Source organism: Mucilaginibacter sp. P1_D10 (assembly GCF_056406215.1).
In genome coordinates this window covers 308,227-330,007 of the sequence record NZ_JBFUAP010000006.1, presented here as the reverse complement: position 1 = coordinate 330,007, position 21,781 = coordinate 308,227, and the positions used below count along the sequence as shown (strand labels likewise).

At 47.6% G+C, this 21,781-nt stretch carries 15 protein-coding genes and 1 tRNA gene; 6 read left to right on the top strand and 10 right to left on the bottom strand.

What is annotated here, in order from left to right; all coding sequences use genetic code 11:
• Complete coding sequence (locus AC1DYT_RS12010) at positions 1-405, top strand: contact-dependent growth inhibition system immunity protein (protein ID WP_477469845.1); 405 nt, start codon at positions 1-3, stop codon at positions 403-405.
• A gap of 36 nt (positions 406-441) precedes the next feature.
• On the opposite strand, the gene AC1DYT_RS12005 is transcribed toward AC1DYT_RS12010, so the two are convergent.
• The 5 genes from AC1DYT_RS12005 to AC1DYT_RS11985 all read right to left on the bottom strand — a co-directional run bounded on the left by AC1DYT_RS12005 (position 442) and on the right by AC1DYT_RS11985 (position 3,934).
• Positions 442-810, bottom strand: a complete 369-nt coding sequence (locus AC1DYT_RS12005) for a PIN domain-containing protein (RefSeq protein ID WP_477469844.1) — start codon at positions 808-810, stop codon at positions 442-444.
• The gene (locus tag AC1DYT_RS12000) at positions 804-1,046 is read right to left on the bottom strand and encodes a hypothetical protein (RefSeq protein ID WP_477469843.1); all 243 of its coding nucleotides are present in this window, start codon (positions 1,044-1,046) and stop codon (positions 804-806) included. The genes AC1DYT_RS12005 and AC1DYT_RS12000 overlap by 7 nt, the downstream gene beginning before the upstream one ends.
• A 92-nt stretch (positions 1,047-1,138) precedes the next feature.
• On the bottom strand, positions 1,139-2,212 hold the full coding sequence (locus AC1DYT_RS11995; protein ID WP_477469842.1) for a DNA polymerase beta superfamily protein: 1,074 nt from the start codon (positions 2,210-2,212) through the stop codon (positions 1,139-1,141).
• Positions 2,212-2,964, bottom strand: a complete 753-nt coding sequence (locus tag AC1DYT_RS11990; protein WP_477469841.1) for a nucleotidyltransferase domain-containing protein — start codon at positions 2,962-2,964, stop codon at positions 2,212-2,214. Before AC1DYT_RS11990 ends, AC1DYT_RS11995 begins: the two co-directional genes overlap by 1 nt.
• 4 nt (positions 2,965-2,968) lie before the next feature.
• Entirely contained in the window at positions 2,969-3,934 is a 966-nt protein-coding gene (locus AC1DYT_RS11985) for a hypothetical protein (protein ID WP_477469840.1), read from the bottom strand.
• A gap of 164 nt (positions 3,935-4,098) precedes the next feature.
• Here AC1DYT_RS11985 and AC1DYT_RS11980 point away from each other — a divergent pair.
• From AC1DYT_RS11980 to AC1DYT_RS11970, 3 genes are all read left to right on the top strand, one after another.
• Positions 4,099-4,169, top strand: a tRNA-Gln gene (locus AC1DYT_RS11980).
• 144 nt (positions 4,170-4,313) lie between these two features.
• Entirely contained in the window at positions 4,314-5,984 is a 1,671-nt protein-coding gene (locus AC1DYT_RS11975; RefSeq protein ID WP_477469839.1) for a hypothetical protein, read from the top strand.
• A gap of 9 nt (positions 5,985-5,993) precedes the next feature.
• Positions 5,994-7,076, top strand: coding sequence for a sialidase family protein (locus tag AC1DYT_RS11970; protein WP_477469838.1), 1,083 nt, complete (start codon positions 5,994-5,996; stop codon positions 7,074-7,076).
• Positions 7,077-7,082: 6 nt separating this feature from the next.
• On the opposite strand, the gene AC1DYT_RS11965 is transcribed toward AC1DYT_RS11970, so the two are convergent.
• From AC1DYT_RS11965 to AC1DYT_RS11955, 3 genes are all read right to left on the bottom strand, one after another.
• Positions 7,083-8,582, bottom strand: a complete 1,500-nt coding sequence (locus tag AC1DYT_RS11965) for a SusD/RagB family nutrient-binding outer membrane lipoprotein (RefSeq protein WP_477469837.1) — start codon at positions 8,580-8,582, stop codon at positions 7,083-7,085.
• A 12-nt stretch (positions 8,583-8,594) separates the two neighbouring features.
• Positions 8,595-12,035 (bottom strand): SusC/RagA family TonB-linked outer membrane protein, encoded by a 3,441-nt coding sequence (locus tag AC1DYT_RS11960; RefSeq protein WP_477469836.1) that lies wholly within the window; start codon positions 12,033-12,035, stop codon positions 8,595-8,597.
• Between the two features lie 354 nt (positions 12,036-12,389).
• A complete protein-coding gene (locus AC1DYT_RS11955; protein ID WP_477469835.1) occupies positions 12,390-14,549 on the bottom strand; it encodes a glycoside hydrolase family 3 N-terminal domain-containing protein in 2,160 nt (719 codons plus the stop codon).
• Between the two features lie 339 nt (positions 14,550-14,888).
• Between AC1DYT_RS11955 and AC1DYT_RS11950 the strand changes: the two genes are divergently transcribed.
• A complete protein-coding gene (locus AC1DYT_RS11950) occupies positions 14,889-15,758 on the top strand; it encodes an AraC family transcriptional regulator (protein ID WP_477469834.1) in 870 nt (289 codons plus the stop codon).
• A gap of 99 nt (positions 15,759-15,857) precedes the next feature.
• Here the strand turns inward: AC1DYT_RS11950 and AC1DYT_RS11945 are convergent, their stop codons facing one another.
• The gene (locus AC1DYT_RS11945) at positions 15,858-16,979 is read right to left on the bottom strand and encodes a FecR family protein (RefSeq protein ID WP_477469833.1); all 1,122 of its coding nucleotides are present in this window, start codon (positions 16,977-16,979) and stop codon (positions 15,858-15,860) included.
• Between the two features lie 419 nt (positions 16,980-17,398).
• On the opposite strand from AC1DYT_RS11945, the gene AC1DYT_RS11940 reads away from it, so the two are divergent.
• Positions 17,399-20,065, top strand: a complete 2,667-nt coding sequence (locus tag AC1DYT_RS11940) for a glycoside hydrolase family 2 protein (protein WP_477469832.1) — start codon at positions 17,399-17,401, stop codon at positions 20,063-20,065.
• 89 nt (positions 20,066-20,154) lie between these two features.
• Here AC1DYT_RS11940 and AC1DYT_RS11935 read toward each other — a convergent pair whose 3' ends face one another.
• Entirely contained in the window at positions 20,155-21,711 is a 1,557-nt protein-coding gene (locus tag AC1DYT_RS11935; RefSeq protein ID WP_477469831.1) for an FG-GAP repeat domain-containing protein, read from the bottom strand.
• Between the last annotated feature and the right edge of the window lie 70 nt (positions 21,712-21,781).

The following is a 21,781-nucleotide window of genomic DNA, read 5'->3' as shown; positions in this document are numbered from 1 at the left end:
ATGAAAGTATTGGAGAACAACTGGCGTTACAAATCGCTCGAAAATTTAGAGAAGGATAAATGGCCTGATGAACATTCTGAGTATGGGCTGGTAAACCGCGTTGCCGCTTTAAGAAAAATTCGCCTGAATGAATTTTCGATTGAAGATTTGCGATTAATGATTGGTCAAAACGAGGGCCTTGGTTATTTAATCCCATTGGCTATAGAGGTGCTTACCAATGATATTCTTGCGGAAGGAGATATGTATGAAGGGGACTTACTTCAAAATGTATTGCGGGTAAACGCGGGATTTTGGAAAGAAAACAGAGATTGTTGGGCGACCTTAAACGATTTGATTTCCGGGAATATCGAAAGCATCGAAGAACAGCGGATAGATGCCACAATATTTATAAAAAATCAACCTTAAATCGGTGCTAAACGAGGATGTTAAAACTGATTTTAACTATAATAGTGCGATTCCGGGGATAAATTGAAAATGCCTTTTATTTAAAGTTAATAAAGGGATTTGGTAATATATCGCAGTGGCGCCTATCAGCGTGTCAGCTATCCCTGGCCTATGGCTTAAGCTATAGGTTTTGAAAATATCTAAAAAAATATCTAATATTTCTGTTGTAATCGGGATGACGTTGTATTTAGCCAAATGTTTTTCTACTCGACCAAATTCGGCTTTGTCTCTCGCCCCAACTAAAAATTCAGCAGCGGTTATACTGCTTACATAAAATGCGTCAGCCCCGAAGCTCTCAATCTTTGTTTTAATACCAGGGTTTCCACGATAAATTTCTATTAAAATATTAGTATCAAGGATTACCATTTGGATGGCCAGGCTTTAGCTCTTATCTCTTCAATAGTTGGGAAATTAGGGTTTGCACCAAAATCTTTTAATAATTCAGCAGCAGAAGTTCTTTTGTTGCCCGGAGGTATAGGGTGCGCCGCGGCCGCGTCTTCTGCTATCTCTGTAACAATTACCTCTACTTTTTTACCAAAAAACTCCTTTGGCATTTCTATACTGTGGTTTTCTTTATCCGGAAATAAAATTGTTCTGTACATCGCCCTGCAGTTTGATTATATCAAATATAAGGAAATAGGGGTAACATTAAAATTATTGAAACTGAAGTTAACTGCGAATACATAACAAAATGTTACTGCCCGATGTAAAACCGCTCCCTTATCTCCACCAAAATATCTTCGGCTAATTCGGCGTTCGGCCTCTCGGGAAGCGTGGATTTGGCAAAGTTTGTTTTAATCTCCTCCATTTTTTCGTCAACCATCTGCATCAGTTGCTCAAACGAATATTCGCCGTTCCTTATCTTCAACAAGAAATTACGGTCGGGCCGATGCACATTAACCTCGCGATGCAACGCAATTTCATTAGCCATATTGAGTAAACGGAAGGTGTGCATCATGTTTTTAGCATCGTAGTTCTGCCCATGCGATACGGTGCTTTTATACCTGGCATCGTTGCGTTTGTCCTCCCATTCTTTGTATTCCCGGTATTCGCGGCAATAAACCGAATAACCATCTTTATTGAAATTCATCACCGCCAATGGCTCAATTCCCTTTGGCACGTGGGCCAACTGTACATCTTCGGCGTGCGGGCCTGATATTATTCCGTAGAACTTGTCTCCGGTTTTTAACTGTGTTTGATGATAAAGCAAATAAGCATCCCTAAAATGCGGTATGCCGGTTAGCCCGCAATTTTGCTGCTCAAATCCATTTTCTTTAAGCCATTCGGTTACCCGGAGGCTTCCGTTTCCGCTTACCACGTAGCAAAACTCTAATACCGACTTCCGTTCCGCTTCGAAGGTTTTGTTTATCTTTTTATTTAAGCCTTTTGCTTTTTTAATTTGCGTTTGCGCGTACCCGGCAAATGTATCGAGGCATAACTTCGATAGGAAATCCTCGGCCCGCACAAGGTTCATCAACGGGTGCCGGTACAACACATGAGCTGGCGGCGTGCTGAGTAATTCTAATATATTTGGATTGTTTTTAGTTAGCAGATCAAGAAACCGGGCAATTTCAAAATACACTTCGTCGTTGGTGGCATTCGCAACTTGTTCTGTATTGCCAAATCCATAAAGCTCTCGCTGTGGTAAAATAAAAATCCCTTTTTTGTCGATATCGGATGTTTCAATTGCCAGGTTGTAGGCATGGCTGCCGCTAACGCAATCGAGCACTAAAAATTCGGGCTGCTGTTTTAATCCCTCGAAAGTCATCAAACTACGTATTTTCTAAAGATAGCGTTTAGTTCATCGGTGTTCTTGTTTGTAGAAGGCAGTTGAGGCACGGCAATCTTGCTGGTGCTGAGTGTATCGTTTAGCCATTCGTTTAGCAAAATAACCGGGCTTATCATCGTTTTTTCATCAGAAACCAATTTCCTTTTCATCAATTCGTCAATAGCAGATTGAATTATGCTATCATTGATAAGCACCCTTAGATGCGCAAACTCCATCGGCGGAACCGTCCCTCTTTCAATTATCCAGCGGCAAGCCAAAGCGGGCCGAAGTGCATAAAAATAGCGCTTCATTTTTACCTGTTCGCTTTGCAGGTCGTTCGTAAGCGTATTAAAAGCCATGGATAAATAATGGTTGGCCCCCGATCTTAAGGAATAATAATCAGGCATCAACGCTTTCATTTCAGCCGCAAAGGCATCATCCTGCTGATAAATAATTGGCGATTGCAGCCATTCATAAAGTGGCGAGTTGGATTTCAGGAAAAGTTTAAGTGCTTTGCGAATATCCCAGCCGCCAATATCGAGTATCTCATTAACCGGCAATTCAACAACATCTTTAACATCGGCGATGTTCAGATAATCGTTCAGTTGGCGTGCGTAAATAAAGCGTACATCAAAATCACTATCGGGCGATGCGAAACCCCAGGCCCGGCTACCCGATTCGCAGGCATAAAGTATCCTGATGTTTTGTTGCTGCTCCAGCTCTGATAGTTTTTGCTTTATTGTTTCCCGCATCTTATCACCCCTTCTTAGTCCCCGCTACGTTTACGATAATAAAGCATGCATGCGGAATGCCCAGGGTAGTGCCTGGTTTTACGTTGAGGTATGCCCTCAGGTACCCATCAGTTATGCCGCGCATGGCCCGGTTATATGAAGCCACAAATTCCGGGTACAAGAAGATTACGGAGCGCAGGAAATGCAGTGAGCCGTCGGCATCTACCCGTACCGAAAATGAGTATTTAAAGTCGTCGTAAGCGTTTTTGATGCTAATGTTGTACTCGGGCAGCATATAACCCTGGTTAACGCCTTCCCGTATTTCATCTACGGTTAGGCTGCTTATGGGTTCTATGGTAAGCAATTTAGTTTTGCTGGTGAGTACTGCGGGCTCCCGGGCGGAAAATGCCTTTGAGGTATCCTTATTGGCCAGGGCCGTTTTTCGTTGGATAAACAGCGTGTCGGCCCGCGTGGGTTTCATTAACGCCGCAGCGGTGGTGTGTAATTTATTTTTGATGTAATCATCAGCGTAGAGCGTCATGTACACTACCGATTGATCGCGCATCAGCGAGCGACCCTCCACCTTCATTATTTGGAAGGTGATGCTATCGCGGGTAAGTTTACGAAGGCGCATCCACGACCATGCAATGTTAAAAAGCGAATCGTGATCGAACAGCACCGGGGCATTCACGAACATCTTACGCTTGGGGTTATAGATGTTCACGGAGTCTTCTGACAGGAACGAAAAACGCCACTCGGGTTCCAACTGGTAACCATCTTCGTTAAACGCTACGCCATTTTTAAAGTTCCGCCGCACCTCGGTATAGCGGATGCCCTTTACCGGCATAAAAGTCGGCTTTACAGATTCATCGTTCTGGATGCTGGTATATATCTTATTTTTTTTTGGTCCACCGCAGGCAGTGAGCAAAAAAACTAAGGCAAGTATGGCAAAGATGCTGGATTTATGTTTGGCGAAGTTGGTGTACATCATACAATTGCGAAGATAGGATAATGGCTTTAAACGTAAAACAGGCGGGTTAAATCTTGGCGGGTAAAAATTTTTAAGGGAAGGGAGGCCGCCTTTTCAAATAGGTTTTTTCGAAAATCTGTAAATTTTATTACTTTTGTACCCCGGCAGTACTTAAAGCCGCAAGCTTTCGCATAGTGTAACGGTAGCACATCAGACTCTGACTCTGCTAGTAGTGGTTCGAATCCATTTGCGAAAACCCTCAAAGGGCGAATGATGTTTAGTCATTCGCCCTTTTTATTTGTAAAAAGATTTGTGCGGATAGCCGGCAGGTTTCGTAACGGGAAGCGCCGAAACTGCATATTTTATTTAAATTCGAAAGCATTTACTAAAACAACCACCGATGAAATTACGGACACTTGCCGCAAGTATATTGGCTTCTGCAGGCATTATCGCCCTGCTCTCCTCGTTCGCCATACCTCCCAAACCCAAATTTAAGCCGAGGATAGTCAACATCGTAAACTTTATCCGTTTGCTGGAGCCGAGGAACCCTGCGGTTACGCAAGATGTGCTTTACCAAACAGTTGTAAAACAGGTGGATATCATGAACAAGTATAAGCTGCGCGGGACATTCCTGCTGCAATACGATGCTTTGATGGATGGCCGATACCAAAAGCTGCTTAAGGGCCTGCCCGCAGGCAGTTTTGAAATTGGTGCCTGGTGGGAGATACCTCAGCCCATGGTAGAGAAAGCCGGCTTAAAATGGCGCGGCCGTTACCCCTGGGATTGGCACGCCAACATTGGCTTCTCTACAGGCTATACGCCCGAAGAAAGGGAAAAACTGGCCGATGTTTACATGCAGGACTTTAAAAGCATCTTTGGCTATTATCCTAAATCGGTGGGCTCTTGGTTTATTGATGAACATACTTTAAACTACCTGTATCAAAAATACCATATCGTAGCATCCAGCAATTGCAAAGATCAGTATGGTACCGATGGTTATACACTTTGGGGCGGCTATTGGAACCAGGCTTATTATCCAAGCAAAGTAAACTCGTATATGCCGGCGCAGAACGAAAGCAACCAAATCCCTGTGCCGATATTCCGAATGCTGGGCAGCGACCCCGTGCGGCAGTACGATGCAGGATTAGGTACCACCTGGCAGGGCGTTATTACGCTGGAACCCGTTTATAAAGATGCGGGGGGCAGCGCAGAATGGGTAGATTGGTTTTTTAAGCAGTTGGTAAATGGCGAACCAATGGAGTTTGGCTACACGCAGGCGGGGCAGGAAAATTCTTTTACCTGGGATGCCATGGCAAAAGGTTTTGATATACAGATGCCCCTGATAGCCAAATTGAGAGACGAGAAAAAAGTACAGGTAGAAACGCTGGCAGAATCGGGCACTTGGTTTCGTAAGCATTACAAAACCACCCCGGCAACATCGGTAACCGTTAATGAGGATATCGGCACAGGCGACCGCAAAACGGTGTGGTTCAACAGCCGGTTTTACCGGGCCAATTTGCTTTGGGAAAAAGGCACGCTGCTTTTTAGGGATATCCACCTGTTTAACGAGAAGCTTCCCTCGGCCTACCTTACCAAAAAGGTGGAGACCAATGTATGTTCGTTTTACACGCTCCCCTTTGTTGATGGTTATTTATGGAGCACCCCTGATGATATAGCCGGCTTAAGTTTTAAAACCATAGAAAACGGTGAGATTGTGGCATTAACCGGTGGAAGCCCCAAAATCACCAATCCTTCTCCGGGTAAGTTGCGTATTGCCTGGCCGCTAAAAACCGGCAAGGGCACGCTGGTAATAAATCTGGACGAAAAGAAACTGACAGTTACCATTACAGGTAAAGCAACGGCCAACTGGTTTCTGGACCTTAATGTATCGGCAAAAGCAAGTTTGCCTTTCCAGTCCATCGGCGAATCGGACATTAGTTGCCAATTCCAAGGGTTAAATTACCGCATTCATACGCCTAACGGTAAATTTTCTAAATTGGAGGGTAAAGAGGTGTTCCGCATCAGCCCGGGGGCAACCGGACTTACATTGAATTTTGCTGAAGGATATTAATGATTGTGTATGCGAAGAATGTTAGAGATTAAGATAGTGCCTTTTTATATCATCCGGAAATATTTGGCGTTCCTGGGCGCGTTTATATTTATTTTCGCCGGTGCATCGGCACAAACCGAATGGAAGAAAGCGAAGAGCGAGCTGGTGTTTGACGCACCTCCCTTTGCGCAATGCCACGCTTCTACCATCGTAGAGACAAAAAAAGGCGACCTGTTGATAGCCTGCTTCGGTGGCTCGGCAGAGAGCCGACCCGATGTTTCTATATGGCTCAAGAAGGTTGGCGATACTACGGATAAAGCGCAACCGATAATGATTGCCGATGGCGTGATAGATAGTGCAACCCGTTACCCCACCTGGAACCCGGTGCTGTTCAAACTAAAAACGGGCAAGCTGTTCCTTTTTTACAAAGTTGGGCCCAACCCCAGGGAATGGTGGGGGATGGTTAAAACTTCCGACGATAACGGCCTTACATGGTCGGCGGCGAAGACTTTGCCGAAGGGTATATTAGGGCCTATCAAAAACAAGCCCATCCAATTGCCCGATGGCAGTATCTTATCCCCATCAAGCACCGAAGGAAACAACGGGCGATGGGAAGCACACATCGAACGCTCTGTTGATATGGGGGCATCCTGGACAAATATACCTGTAGATACCACCAAGGGGTTTGATGTGATACAGCCGAGCATTCTTACCTATAAAAATGGCAGCCTGCAGATTTTATGTCGCAGCAAACAGGGCACGGTGGTGCAGGCATGGTCTTACGATAAGGGGAAAAGTTGGGGTGCCCTTTCGGCTACCAGTCTCCTGAACCCAAACTCGGGTACGGATGCCGCGACCCTCAAAAGCGGTAAACAGCTTATCGTTTACAACCCCGATGTGCCGGGCAAAGAATGGTACAATGGGCGCAGCAAACTACGCGTGGCCTGCTCCACAGATGGCAAAACCTGGCGCGATGTAGCAGTTTTAGAGGATGGCGCTACAGAGGAATACAGCTACCCTGCAATCATCCAGACCAGCGACGGCCTCATTCATATCACCTACACTTTCAACCGCAAAAACATCAAGCACGTGGTTTTGAAAGAGGGGATTTGATTGCCCTTACTTATCCCACCATACCCTCGCCTGCGGGTTAAAATCGTTCAGGCCGCCGTATGCGGCCAAGGCACGGTTTACATTATTGCTGTTCAGCGTAAACTCTTGCTGCGGGTAGGGCAGCTTGCGTGGTATAACGCCATGCGAATCGCTCGGCCCGGTAATGGTATTGGGGTTGGGCGTGAGTTTGGGGTAGCCCGTACGCCGCCAGTTAGCATAAGCCTCATCGGCATCAAAAATAAAACCCGCCAGCCAAAATTCGGTGTTGATGCGCTCTATCGAACCTTCGGTGGTAGGGTTTGCCGGGTTTACCAAAGGGTTTTTGGCTAAGTAAGCCGTTATTTGCGCGTTGCTGATATTAGGTGCGGTAGGTAACAAGGTCAGCGATTGCATGTGCGCAGTTACGCCTGCCTGGTAATGTGCGGCGGCATCGCCGGTAATAAAGCCGCGCAAAATGGCCTCGGCCAATAGAAATTCTACCTCGGCGTATTGAAAATCAAAGAACACAGTCTCCTTGGGTTGGAACACCGCGTAGTTTACGCGCGTGTTTGGTGCCGAGGCGGTGGCTTTGAAACTATAGCCGATAAATTTTGATGTATCTGTAGAGGTAACCACGCCGCCCAAAAAAGCTTCTTTGCTGTAAACCGCGCCATATATATTCAGGCGAGGGTCGCCGCTGGCGCGCATATGGTCTATAAGGGTTTGATGCAGGAAGAAATGCTGGTCGTTCAAATTAAAGGCGAAGCCGTTGGGGGCCGCAGTGTTATGTTTCAACACAGGCATATCCATATTGGAGGCCATCACGCCCTCGGCATAAGCTTCTTTAGTCAATGTGGATGCCTGCGCGGCATCAACCTTTATCAGGCGCATGCCTACCCTCAGCAATAACGACGCGGCGAGCTTGCGCCATTGGTCGGCACTGCCGCCGTAAAACTGGTCGCCCTGCACGGCTATGCCTGGGTTGGCGCGCAGCAAGGCGATGGAGGCCCTAAGCTCGCTCCCCAGGTCGGCGTATATCATTTGCTGGGTATCGTATGCCGGGGTGAAAATGCCGCTGGCCAACGCCTTGCCTGCCTGGCTGTAGGGGATGTCGCCGTAAAAATCGGTGAGTTTTTGGTAGATGAAAACCCGCCATATACGCGCGGCGGCATAGGTGGTTACCAGGCCGGCATCGGCTTTTAGCAGCGGTAATACGTACTCCAGATTTTGCAGCACGGGGATGTAAAAATTGTTCCAGTAACGGCGGGCGATATCGTCTGAAAGGGCGTATGTAGTGCCCGACCAAAAATCTGAGTATCCATACTGCATAAAAGCATGGCAATAATTGGTGCGCGGCTCCATATCGGCCTGGGAGGTTCTCACCAATGCATCCGACAATAAATAGGCGGGCTGGGGTGTGCTTACGCCATCGGGGTTCAGGTTATAATCGGCAAAATCTTTAGTACAGGCGGGCAGTAGTGCAACCGTACACAAAAGGGCGAAGATCTTTTTTATCGTGGCTTTCATGGCTTGTTGCAGCTAAAAATTGACGTTTAAATTAAACCCGAAAGTACGGCTGATGGGTAACCCACCCGTGTCGAAACCAAAGCCATTGCCTATACTATCCGATGCCTCCGGGTCGAAAATGGGCAAATCCTTGCGGATATAGAACAGGTTGCGCGCTATAAGCGAGAACGTTGCCGATTTTGCGGGGGTATGCGCCAGCATGCCTTTTGGCAGCGTATAACTTAAGGCCACTTGCCTGAATTTGATGAACGTACGGCTAAAAACCGACATCTCGTCGGCATAATAGACCAGCGTGGCAGCGGCGTTGTATTGCTGGTAAGGGCTGTAAGGCAGCGTGTTTTTGATGTAGTTTGGCGCAGCATCGGTGCCCGTATTTACCAGGCCCTGTGGTATGTATTTACCGTCGCGGCCCTGCAGCGTCCATTTGGAATTGCCGAAAAAGCCAGCCCAGCGGGCACCATCTTCATAAACCTGGCCGCCAAATTGCCCGTCTATCAAAATGCTCAGTCTGAAGTTTTTGTACCGGAAAGTGTTGGTTACGGCGCCCGACCAATCGGGGTTGACGGTACCCAAATAAGTTTCGTTGTTCACCGCCAGCGAACCATTGCTTTGCTTTAGCGGGTTGCCCGATGCATCGTAAGTTAAAGCCCCTTTGTCAATCACCACCGCGTTTTTTACGCCCGTGCCATCGGTACTTATGGCTTTGTAAAGTAGTTGCCCGTCGGCATCGCGGCGCAGCGGCGTACCGAATATAGAGCCCAGCGGATACCCCACTTTGGCTTTGATATTGTAATAAAAGGCCACGCCATTCACAGCCGATGCATCGTTCAGCGCGGTAACGCGATTTCTGTTTTTCGCATAATTTACGCCCAATTCCCATGAAAAATCCGAGGTTTTTAGGGGTATTCCGTTAATAAGTAGCTCAATTCCTTTGTTAGTCATAGAGCCGGCGTTTTGGTACGATGAATTGAAGCCGGCAGCCGCGGGCAGCGTAATGGGCAGCAGGAAGTTTCTGGATACTTTATTATACCAGGCAAAATCGATAAAAAGCCTGTCGCGGAAAAAGCGCAGTTCGGTACCTAATTCGGTTTCGGTAGTAGTTTCGGGTTTTAATGAGCTTGGCGGCAACGATACATTGCTTATTTCCTGCCCGGGGATATTGTTTACCGTCGGCGTAAATTTGAAGGAAAGGTCGGTTTGATTGGGATTGGGATTGCTGCCGGTTTGGCCTATAGCCAATCGCAATTTACCGTAGGATAATACCACGGGCTTTATCTTAAGCGCATCGGTGAAAATATAACTAAGGTTGGCCGAGGGATAAAAGATATAGTTGATGAACCCCGGCCGTTTTGAGGATAAGGCCGAATACCAGTCGTTACGCCCGGTAACTTCTAAAAATAGGTAATTCTTATACCCAAATTGCGTGGCCGCGAAAACAGAATTGGTTTTTGAGCGCGGGGTTGATACCTGCACCGGCTGGCCCAGGGTTACGTTGCTCAGAGCGGTAGAGTTGGGGTCGGCGAGGCCCGTGCCGGTGAGGTTTAAGGAGCGGTAGGTAGATTTCTGGAACTCGAACCCGGAAAAGGCATTCAGGCTGAAATTGCCGAAGGCATCGTCGTAACTCAGCAGTCCGCGCACATCGCTCCGTTGCTGGTAAATGGTAATATTGTTCAGCTCGCCGTTGCCGTTTTTATTATTGGTGAGGTTTACCAGCAAACCCTCGGTAACTACGTAATCAATGCCGCTTATTAGATTGGCGTGCAACTTATCGGTAATATCGTAGCTGATATTGGCCGACGACAGCACCCGGTTTTGCGTTTGGTTATTTACTACTTTTTGCAACTGTACATAGGGGTTGGTATAGGTGTACAGGTAATTGCCGGCGTCGTCTTTCTGGTTCAGGAAGGCGATATCGGTAACATTATCCGAGCGGATGAAGTACTTTACGAACGAGCCCCGGTCATCGCCCCTAAGCAGTGGGATGTTGAAACGGAGCGTGCGCGATAGGTCGGCCTTGAAGTCGGTATGCAGCTTTGGGCCAAAATCCTGCACGAACCGGAACACGCCATTATACCTTTCGTACCGCGAGCCCGGCATAGGCGTATTGTTATTGGTTTGCGATAAGGAAGCCCGGAAGCTATTATCGTCGGTAGTTTTGGTAAAAGCAAAGGTATTGGTGGTGGCAAAGCCGGTGCGGAAGAATTTATCGAAACGCGTTGAAGCGAATTGCGGCACGTATGGCCCTATTTTGCCATCGGCACCTAGTGCCATTTGCCCGGCAAAGGCCTCGCCCCAGGACTGGCCTGTTAAGTAACTGCTGTTGGGAATGTTATCTGCCGCCGTATATAGCCTGCCGTTGTTGCCACGGCCATATTGGTATTGCAGGTCGCCATAGGGTACCATGCGCTCTATGGTGGTATTACTGTTGAAGGCGATGCCTACGCCGGGGCTTTTAAGACCCTTTTTTGTGCTGATGAGTATAACGCCTGCCTGCGCGCTGCCTCCGTAGAGGGCCGCTGCCGAAGCACCTTTCAGGACGCTTATCGATTCTATATCATCCGGGTTAATGGAGGATAGGCCATCGCCCGGGTCGCCGCCGCCGAATACTTTCAAGGGCTCGTCGGTATTTTCTTTGGTATTGCTGTTGATGGGCACGCCATCGACTACATACAAAGGCTGGTTAGAGCCCGAGAACGACGAGTACCCACGCAGGATAACCCTTGACGAGCCACCCGGCCCGTTCGGCGGCGATTGTACGGTTAAACCGGCTACTTTGCCCGCAAGGCTATTGATAAAAGTTGTTTCGCGCGTTTCGGCGGTTTCAATGCCGCTTACCTGGGTAATGGCGTAGCCAAGTTTCCTTTCTTCACGCTTAAAGCCCAGTGCAGTTACCACAACCTCTACCAGCGCCTTATCCAACGGTGCCATTTTCACGTCCAGGTTGGTTGCGCCATCTACGGTGACTTCCTGCGGGGCATAGCCGATATAGGTAATTATCAATACAGCGTTATCCGGCGCGTCTACGGCGAAATAGCCGTCGGTATCCGTTAAGGTGGCAAAGGATGTTTTTTTTATCTGGATGGTGGCGCCTGGTAGCGGCTGGTTATTTTCGTTGATTACGCGGCCGGTAACATTGCCGGTGTTCATTTGCTCGCCCAGCGGCAAAATAACGATGAGGTTGTTGGGCAGTTCGTTATAGGTAAAACCCGTGCCCTCCAGTATCTGGTCTAAAACCTTTGCTATTTCCTGGTTTTGTACGTTGATAGTTATCTTTTTATCGGCCGGTATCTTATGCTCGCTGTAAACGAAGTGGTAGCTGCTTTGCTTTTCTATGGCAGATAAGGTCTTCTTGAAATCCACCGATTTCAAGTTGAGCGTTATTTTGCTTTGTGCGCATACGGTGGCAATTGCAGTGATATTCAAGAATACTGTTAATATAAACTTCAATTTCATTATCAATAGCTACTTATTAAGCTGCAGTAGTTTTTGTATAGGGTGCCGGTATAAATTTATCGTGTTTTTTTTAGATGCCTGTAGGCAATATTGTAGAATAAATTGTTCTTGCTATATACTGATGTGTTTTGATCATAAGAATTGGTTTAATTAGGCGCTTGACTCCATCAGAGATTTAGTTGAAAGCCGGGGAGGAGTCCCCGGCTTATTTTTTTGCTGTCAGCATAACAATAATATCTCCTGTAGTGCGCCTAAGCCATAGCCTAACTGCTCCACCAGCATGTGTATTCGCCCATAAAAAATTAATGTTTAAAATAACATAATTTTTTGCGGAAAACATTGAAGATACAGCGGTTATTTGATAATAAAACGCTGTACTATGGCCTCGTCGGCCGAGTTGCTGCCCACTTTTATGGCATAGCTGCCGGGGAACAATCTAAACTTATGCTGCACCGAATCCCATTTTTGCAATTCGGCTACGGAGACCTTCAGTTGCACCACTTTAGTTTCGCCGACGTTTATTTCTACCTTTTGAAAATCCTTCAGCTCTTGTATGGGCAGGTTGGCATTATCAGGGTAAACGATGTAGGCCTGTGCGGTTTCTATGCCTGCCGCCTTGCCGGTATTGGCTATGTTACAGCTTATGGTGATGGTATCCTTTAGCTTATATTTTTTGTTGATGGTACTGGCCGCCTGGTAGCCGAAAGTGGTATAGCCCAACCCATAGCCGAAGGGGTATTGCACCTTGCCCGTGTGGTACCTGTAGGTGCGGCCGGCCATGCCGTAGTTATCGAAGGCCGGCAAATCGTTAATAGAGTTATAAAAAGTAAGCGGCAGCCGACCTGATGGCGGCACTTTGCCAAAAAGTATATCTGCCAGCGCGTTGCCGCCTTGCTCGCCGGGGTACCAGGCTAATATAACGGCATCGGCATATTGGGCTATTGCTGCTATGTCCACATCGCTACCTGCGGTAATCACTGCGATGATAGGCTTTTTAACGTCCTTGCGCAGGGCTTTCATAAAGGCAATCTGGCTGGCAGGCAGGCTCAGTGTTTTTTTATCGCCGCCCGATGGGGACAGGAAAGCATCGCCTGCTTCGCCCTCATTAACCGGCAACAAGCCCAGCACAGCTATGGTAATATCGGCATTGCCAGCGGCCCATATCCCGCCGAAGTGGGTGGTATCGCTTTCGCCAACGGCAAGGTCATATTCTACCCTTACGCCCTTATCTACCGCGCCTGATATACCCTCCACAAAGTTCACCATATTGGCATTCAGGCCGTGGTAGCTACCCACCAGTGCATCAAGCGATGCTGCATTTGGGCCAACTACCATAATGCTGCTATACAAGTTGCTTTTTAAGGGCAGCAGGTTGTTCTTATTCTCCAGCAGCACCATACTTTGCTGCGCGGCCAACCTTGCCAAATTGATGTGGCCGGCATTGTGTATGCTATCGGCACCGAAACCGTAATACGGCGATTGCTTTGGGTCGTTATAAAAGCCGAGCTTGAATTGCGTAAGCAGCATGGGTGCCAGTGCAGCATCTACATCTTTATCGGTTATCAGTTTCTGTTTTACGGCTTCGGCCACATCGGTTTGCAGCACGCTGGAGCAATCGAGGTTGATGCCCGCTTTTATGGCCGCCGCCGCTGCTTCTACGCGCGTTTTTAAATATTTATGGGTGGTGTACACATCGTCCAGTGCGCCGCAATCGGTTACGATGTAGCCTTTAAATCCCCATTCTTTACGCAGTATGCTTTGGAGTAGCGTATTATTTACCGAGTTGGGCGTACCGTTTACGCTGTTGTAGGCCGTCATCACGCTGGATACGCCGCCTTTTACCAGTTTGTTGAACGCGTATAGGTAGGTGTTGTGCAAATCTTGTTCGCTCACCAACGCATCGAAGTAATCGCGGGTGGCTTCGGGGCCGCTGTGGGCTACAAAGTGCTTGGCGGTGGCTGCAATTTTAAACTGGCCGGGTATGCTGCCTTGCATGCCATCTACATAGGCCATACCTATTTTGCTGGTGAGGAACGGGTCTTCGCCGTAGGTTTCCTGCCCGCGGCCCCAGCGCGGATCGCGGAAGATATTGATATTGGGCGACCAGTAGGTAAGCCCCACGTATTGCCCATGATTGTTTTTAGCAATAGCCAGGTTGTATTTAGACCGTGCTTCGGTTGATATGGCGTTGCCTACCTGCTTTATCAGCGCAGGGTTGAAGGTTGCCCCCATAGCAATCGCCTGCGGGAAAACCGTGGCCTCGCCCGCGCGAGCCACGCCATGCAGGCCCTCGTTCCACCAGTTATAGGCGGGGATGTTAAGGCGTTCCACCGGTTGGTTGCGGTAGCCCAGCAGCATCGCTTTTTCCGTCAAGGTAAGCTTACTCAAAAGGTCCTTCACCCGTTCTTGGTCCGTAAGTCGGCTATTTAAATATGGGGCCTGCTGCGCGTTGCAATCGGCAGCAAAACTAAGGGCTATGGTTACCGAAAGTAACGCAGATAAGAGGGTTTTCATGAAGCGTAAAGTAAATTTTCTTAAAAAATTATTTAATAATTAAGCGGTATTTCCGGAGGGGACAAATCCATATTTACCGTTAAATGCTTGTTGTTGCTATACCGCCTGAAGGTACCGATTTTACGGGAGAGGCGTTCGTTTTGCCGGGCTTTTTTTACCAAAGCGTATGTATAAGCATTGCAAATAAAAGCATAACCGTGTGGTGAAAAATTAACGTTTTTGTCATATTGTTAAGCGATATTGGAAAAAAATGTAAAAAATTGCTCAGTTTAAAGTATAATTAGCTTACTTTAGATAACCAGTTATCGTACATACTTTTTGTAAGCCCTCATCAGATAAATGAAACCACAGCTCCTGAAACTATCGCAGAACGCTATCCATTCGTTCAGTGCCCGCAGGGATACTATGCCCAACGTAAACAGCCGCTGGCATTACCATACCGAAGTGGAGCTGGTATATTTTAAAAATGGCGACGGCACGCAGTTCGTAGGTGACAATATAAGCACCTTCGGTAGCGGCGATGTGGTGCTGCTGGGCGCAAACCTGCCCCATTACTGGAAGTTCGATGATAGGTATTTTAACAAGGAATGCCCTGTTGCTGCGGACATCAGCGTAGTGCATTTCGACCAGAATTTTTGGGGCGAAGCCTTCATGAGCCTTCCCGAAAACATCGGCATCCGCACCATTATAGAACTGGCCCAGCGCGGCATCAAAATTACCGGGGCAAACCAGCAAGCCATTGGCGAATTGGTGGAGAAGATACTCTCTGTCGATGGCGCCCGCAAAATTATCCTGTTGATGGAAGCCCTGCTGGCCATTGGCGAATGCAAAGACGTAGTGCAACTAGCCTCGCTTGGCTTCAGCCATAACTTCCAGGAGCCGGAGAAAGACAGGATACACGATATCTACAATTACTCGATAGCCAACTTCCGCAAAAAAATAAGTTTAGATGAGATCTCGGCCATCGCCAATATCAGTCCCAAATCGTTCTGTAAATACTTTAAGCTGCGTAGCCGCAAAACTTATTCGCGCTTTATCAATGAGATTAGGATTGGCCACGCCTGCAAACTGCTGATAGAGGACAAATTGCATGTAAAAGAGATATGTTACCAAAGCGGCTTTTACAACTTTGCCAGTTTCCATAAATACTTTAAGCAGATAACCGGCAAAAGCCCGTTGACGTATCAAAAAACGTTCAAGAATTATTAATTGGTGAGTAGTGAGGTGTGAGTAGTGAATAGTTTAATAAAAGGTAGTAAGCAAGCAGCAGTAATTAAACGGATAAGTAACCACTCACTACTCAACCCTTTAGTCGATATAAATAGTAGTCCCCTCTATCTTGTAGCGGAATTTCTCTATCCTTTGCAGGGCCATGAGTGCATCGGCAACGGTATCGTTCTCAAAAACGCCGCTGAAGTGGTATTGCTTGGCTGCTTCATTCCTGAATACCACATCAACCCCGTACCAGCGTTCCATCTTTTTGGCGAGGGTGATGAAGTTATCGTCGTCGAACGCGAAGCGGTTGTTTATCCACGAAGTTTCGGATACAGTGCTGTCGTTCTGGCGGATGTAGCTAAGCGATGTCAGCACATATTGCGCAGCCGGGGTGGTATCGTTAACGGCTCCTTTGCGCTGGGTTTTCTTAATGGTTGCAGCATCGTTCGTCACGATGAGTTTTTCCTTTGGTTTCAGGATGATACGGTCTGAAGGGCGGTCTTTCAGCGTAACTTCTATGGCACCGCGTATTAGCGTAGTTTCGCTAACGGCATCATTGGGATACGATTTTACATCGAAAGCGGTACCCAGCACCTTAACGTTCATCTTGTCGGTATGGATGATGAAGGGATGCTCGTGGTCTTTAGTAACGTCAAAGAAAGCTTCGCCGGTCAGGGTTACTTCGCGGGTTTGGCCGGTAAATACTGCCGGATACCTAAGCGTACTTTCTGAGTTAAGTGTAACGCTGGTACCATCGGGCAGTGTGATGATGGATTTTGCGCCTTTCTTTGTGGTTTTTTGCTGCCAGCCCAAAGTAGAACCATCCTGTTCGTGCTGAGAAGTACGTCCTTTTAAAAAATAGAGGCTGCCTGCCAATAAAATTACTGCAGCAGCAGCTGCGGGCCAAAAACGTGTTATGCTATTGTTTTTTTTTATGATGGGCAGGGGGAAGATTTGCGCTATCTCGTTTTCATCTTCGGCTTTGTTTTCGCCGGCAGCTTCGCGCTTGCTTATCTTATCCTGTATTTTCTGGAAAGCGGTCGCATCGTCAGTATATTCGGTATCCGTGTGCTCCCAATAGGTGCAAAGCTCGTCGTATTGTTTTTTACAGGCAGGATAGGTACTGATGAGGTGCTTAAGCTCGGCGCTTTCCGCCGGACTTATATCGTCTGTAAGTTGTTTCGAAACCAGTTCAATAAATTTATCGTTGCCCATCGTTATTAGTACCCGCACTTTTTACTATGGACAACTTTTTAGCGGAATTACTTACAAGCACGAAAAAAAAATATAGTAAAACTATAATCATGCTTTTAATCATCACCATTATTGCCATTAAATTAAGAAAATATTTTCTTCAGGTTTAAATTGCAGGCTTTTCTGTATTCTTCTAATTAATACATTAAAAAAGCGGCATATTAAACGCTAATTTACATATAAGACGCTGATTTTTAGCATCAGGTTACACTAAATATCATTATGTGCATTAAAATGTTAAAAAAGTATTTCAATTTGCCTGTAGGCAATAGGCAGCTAATCGTTGTCATTTAAGCAAAAGGCGTTTATTGCGGCATCCGAGGCACAATATCCTGCAAAAAGCGCGATGCTTTTGAAATCCCCACATCACATAAAAAAACATGATTAAATCCCTTACCGTTGCCAAGGCACTATTCATCTCTGCGCTGGTAATCACTTTAGCTGCCGCTACCAAATCCGTAAAAGCGCAAAATAGTTATGAATTGAATTCCGGCTGGCGTTGCGCCCCTATTGCTAATACAAAAGACCAGGGCACGGCTATATCCTCAGTCAACTATAATATCGCTGCCTGGCTGCCTGCCACGGTACCCGGCACCGTGCTTACCACTTTGGTAGCCAACAAGCAAATGCCCGACCCATTCTATGGCATGAATAACGAGCAGATACCCGATATCTACAAAACCGGGCGCGATTATTACACCTATTGGTTCGTTAAGGATTTTAAGCAGGCTACTACAGCAAAAGGTAACCAGGTTTACCTCAACTTCAGGGGGGTAAACTACAGCTTCGATGTATTCCTAAACGGGCATAAGCTCAATAGCCGACTTAACAAAGGCATGTTCATGCGCCGCAGTTTCAATATTACCAAGTGGCTTACGGCAACAGGCAATAACAGGCTTGCGGTAATCGTGTACCCGCCCGATGTGGTGGGCAATGCCAATGGGGGACAAGGGGGTGATGGCACCATCGCCAAAAACGTAGGCATACAATACACCGCAGGCTGGGATTGGATACAGCCTATCCGCGACCGCAACACCGGCATTTGGGATAAGGTTACCATTCAAACTACGGGTGCAGTAAAAATAAATAACCCGCATGTAATCACGCTGGTCCCCGGCATCCGCCTGCCCGAAGGCCCTCAGCAACCAGCCATCATCAAAGTAAGCACCGAACTGGAAAATGCGACCAATACGCCCGTTAGCGGCACGCTGCAATATATATTAAATGGTAAAACGATATCAAAGAAAGTAACCTTAAAAGCGAATGCAACGCAGGAAATAAAGCTGGACGATTACAGCTTGGCTAACCCAAAGCTGTGGTGGCCAAACGGCTACGGTCGGCAGGATTTGTACAACCTTAAGCTGCAATTTGTGGCGGATAACAAGGTATCCGACCAGCAGCATATTTCCGTCGGCGTGAGGCAGCTTACTACCGAATGGAACGCCCGTACCGAGAGCCGCCAGATAAACGTAAATGGCCAACGCGTATTTATCAAAGGCGGCAACTGGATAGTATCTGACGAAATGCTGCGCTTTAGCGATGCCCGCTACGATGCAGAGGTGCGCTTTCACCGGGATATGAATCTGAACCTGATAAGAGTTTGGGGTGGCGCATTGATAGAACGCCCCGAGTTTTACGAGGCTTGCGATAAATACGGCATGTTGGTTTTTCAGGATATGTGGGGCTCCGGCGATTGCAACGGCCGTTGGATGGACCCGATGAAGCTGGAGGACCAATGGACCCGCCGCCAATACCCCGACGACCACGGGCTATACCTGGCATCTATAAAAGACCAGGTGAAAATGATACGTAACTACGCATCGCTGGCCATATGGTGCGGTGGTAATGAAATTACCCCGCCCGAGGATATCCTAAAGGCCTTAAAGGACACGATTATGCCCGCGCTGGACAACACGCGCTGGTTTATAGAATACTCCAACTCCGAAAATATGTCGCGAAATGTCGCTGGCGGCAATGGCGATGGGCCTTACGGCATCCAACCGCTATCCGTATTCTGGAACGACCGTACTTTCCCTTTCAACTCGGAGGTAGGTTCGGTAGGGGTAAGCGATTATGAATCGTTGAAAAGGTTTATCCCGGCAGAGAACCTGGTGCCGCCCGTTTACGACGAAAATACCCACAAAACCAAAACCGACCCGGTTTGGGATTACCATAAGTACATCGGTTACGATGGTTTCATCAACAAATACGGCAAACCGAAGGATGCGGAGGATTTTGCCAATAAGGCACAACTGGTAAATTACGACCAGTACCGCGCGCTGATGGAGGGCTTCAGCTCGCACATGTGGGATTGGTACACCGGCACCATCATCTGGAAAACGCAAAACCCATGGACGGCCATGCGCGGGCAGATGTACGATTATTACCTCGACCCCAACGCCTGCCTCTACGGCCTGCACAACGGCAGCGCGCCGCTGCACATTATGTACAACCCAACCGATGGCATGGTAATGGTGGCCAACAACACGTTCAAACCCATGACCAACCTGATGTTGGTGGCCAAAATATACGATATGGCCGGCAAAGAAACCCTGATAACGCAGGTATTTGCCGATGTTACGGCGGCTACCACTAAGCGATATCTATCTATCAAAACAAATATCGATGCGGCGGCTAAAGAGGATGGCGCATTCGTAGTGCTGGAGCTGTTGGCGCAGGATAAGACCTTATTGAGCCAAAATATCTATTGGGTAGCCAATGAAAAAGGCGACTACTCCGGACTCCAAAAAATGGATAAAGCCGATTTGCAGGTAAGGGCCAAGGATCTGTCCAACGGTAAAATAGAGGTAACCCTTACCAATGCGAATAATGGCCCGCTGGCGTTCTTCAACCGGCTGTCAGTGGTGGATGCGGTTACAAAACAACGCCTGCTACCTGCTTTCTACAGCGATAACTACGTTACGGTTTTGCCGGGCGAAACAAAGAAGGTAATCATAGATTATACCCTGGTGAAAGGTGTAGCCTCGCCAATGATTAGCATTAGCGGCTGGAACATGGCTGAGCAGTTTATTAGGGTTGGGAATTGAGCCGAGGTTTTTCTCGCAAAGGCGCCAAGTTCGCAAAGTCTTTACCAAAAAAACTTTGCGGCTTTGCGCCTTTGCGCGAAATTAATCTTTTATATCTTGGGCTGGTGCAGTTGGTTTTCTAAAAGGACAAGGCCGTATTGGGCGCTCTTCCAGCGCTGGTCTAATGATGGGGGTACGGCACCCGGTGTTTGGGCAAAGTTGCCTAAAATGATGTCCATATCGCCGTCGCCGTCTACATCTGCTTTTTCTATGGTGAGGGATTTGACGGGCAGGCCGCTGTTTAGCGTGTAGGATTTGAAGTGGTAGGTTTTGCTGTCGGTGTTTTCCAGGTAAACAAAGGATTCGTTAAGCAGCCGGCCGAAATCGGGGAAGAAGGCGGAGGCTGCCAAATCTATATCGCCATCATTGTCGAAATCTTCGGCAAGTACTTTGGTAACGCCGTATATGGGGTAAAAGAATGCTTCTTCGAACACATCCTTGCCTTTGTTGATGTTCAGCCTTATGCCGTGGTAAGGTTTCAGGATGTTGGAGTAATCGGCGTTATCGCCATGTACGGTAACGATGTCCGTCAGCCCATCGTGGTTATAATCGGTCAGTACCATATCGGTGGTGCCGTAATTGGGCGGGAAACGCAGCACCCGTTTTGCCTTGAATTTGAGGTTATCCTGCTGATAGAATATGTAAACGCTCTCATCGCCCTGCGAAAACATGGCCACGATGTCCTTCTTGCCGTCGCCGTTCATATCCTTAACGTAACACATGATGGCGCCGGGCATCGGCAACAAAACATCTTCTTTATAGGTGCCGCCGGCTTTAATCTTTTTGAACAGCGAAAGCGAGCCCGTTTTATTGCCGAAGTTGCACACCACAATTTCCGGGATGCCGTCGCCGTTAAGATCTTCGATTTCGGTATGTACGGGGCGGTGCAGGTTGGTAAGCAGGGGCGTTTCGGCATCGTTAGCCAATTGCGTGTAGCTCCCCGTGCTTAGTTCGGTGGGGTAAAGCTTGCCAATTTCGGTAAGGTAGGTGTGGTTTTGGTAAAAGTTGAAATCGACCACGGTGCCGCCAACATCATAATTTTTGGTGATTCCTGCCTGGTATTGCCAGTTGATGATTTTGTTGTGCGCGTTGCTTACCCAAAGCGTTTTTGTATCGGCATTGTATTTTAGCCCGGTGATAAGCGATGGCGTCTCTTCGTCTATCTGGATATTTTTGCGGGTAAATTGCGTAAGCGGGGTATTGCGCGAAAGGCGTTTTTCATCGTACAGGATGGTATCGGGCGCGGTGCTTACGATGTAGTTTTCCAGTTTGTCCCAATCTGCTTTGCTGATGATGGGCGTTGCCGGGATAATGTCGTGTTTGGCTATGATGTCTTTTTCCTCGCCGCTAAGACCGCGCAATGGGTCGTAACCGGGGTAGATGATGCCCATGCGGCTGGCCATAATGGGCAGCACGTGGTTTTTCCAGATATCTTTGGTGAGGCTCTGCACATCGGGCTGCATGTGGCAAAGGCTGCAGTACCGGGCAAAAAGGTCGGCCCCTGTAGCTTTGGTTACAGGATTATGCTGCTTGTTAGTGAACGAGTTAAGGCTGATGAACAGCGTAAATAGGAAACATACCGTTAAAGCCCAACCCCTCGTTTTCATAAAACACGTGTATAATTACAACTACGTGTAAGAGAGGGGTATGGATGCCCTTGGTGGGCGAATTTTCTAA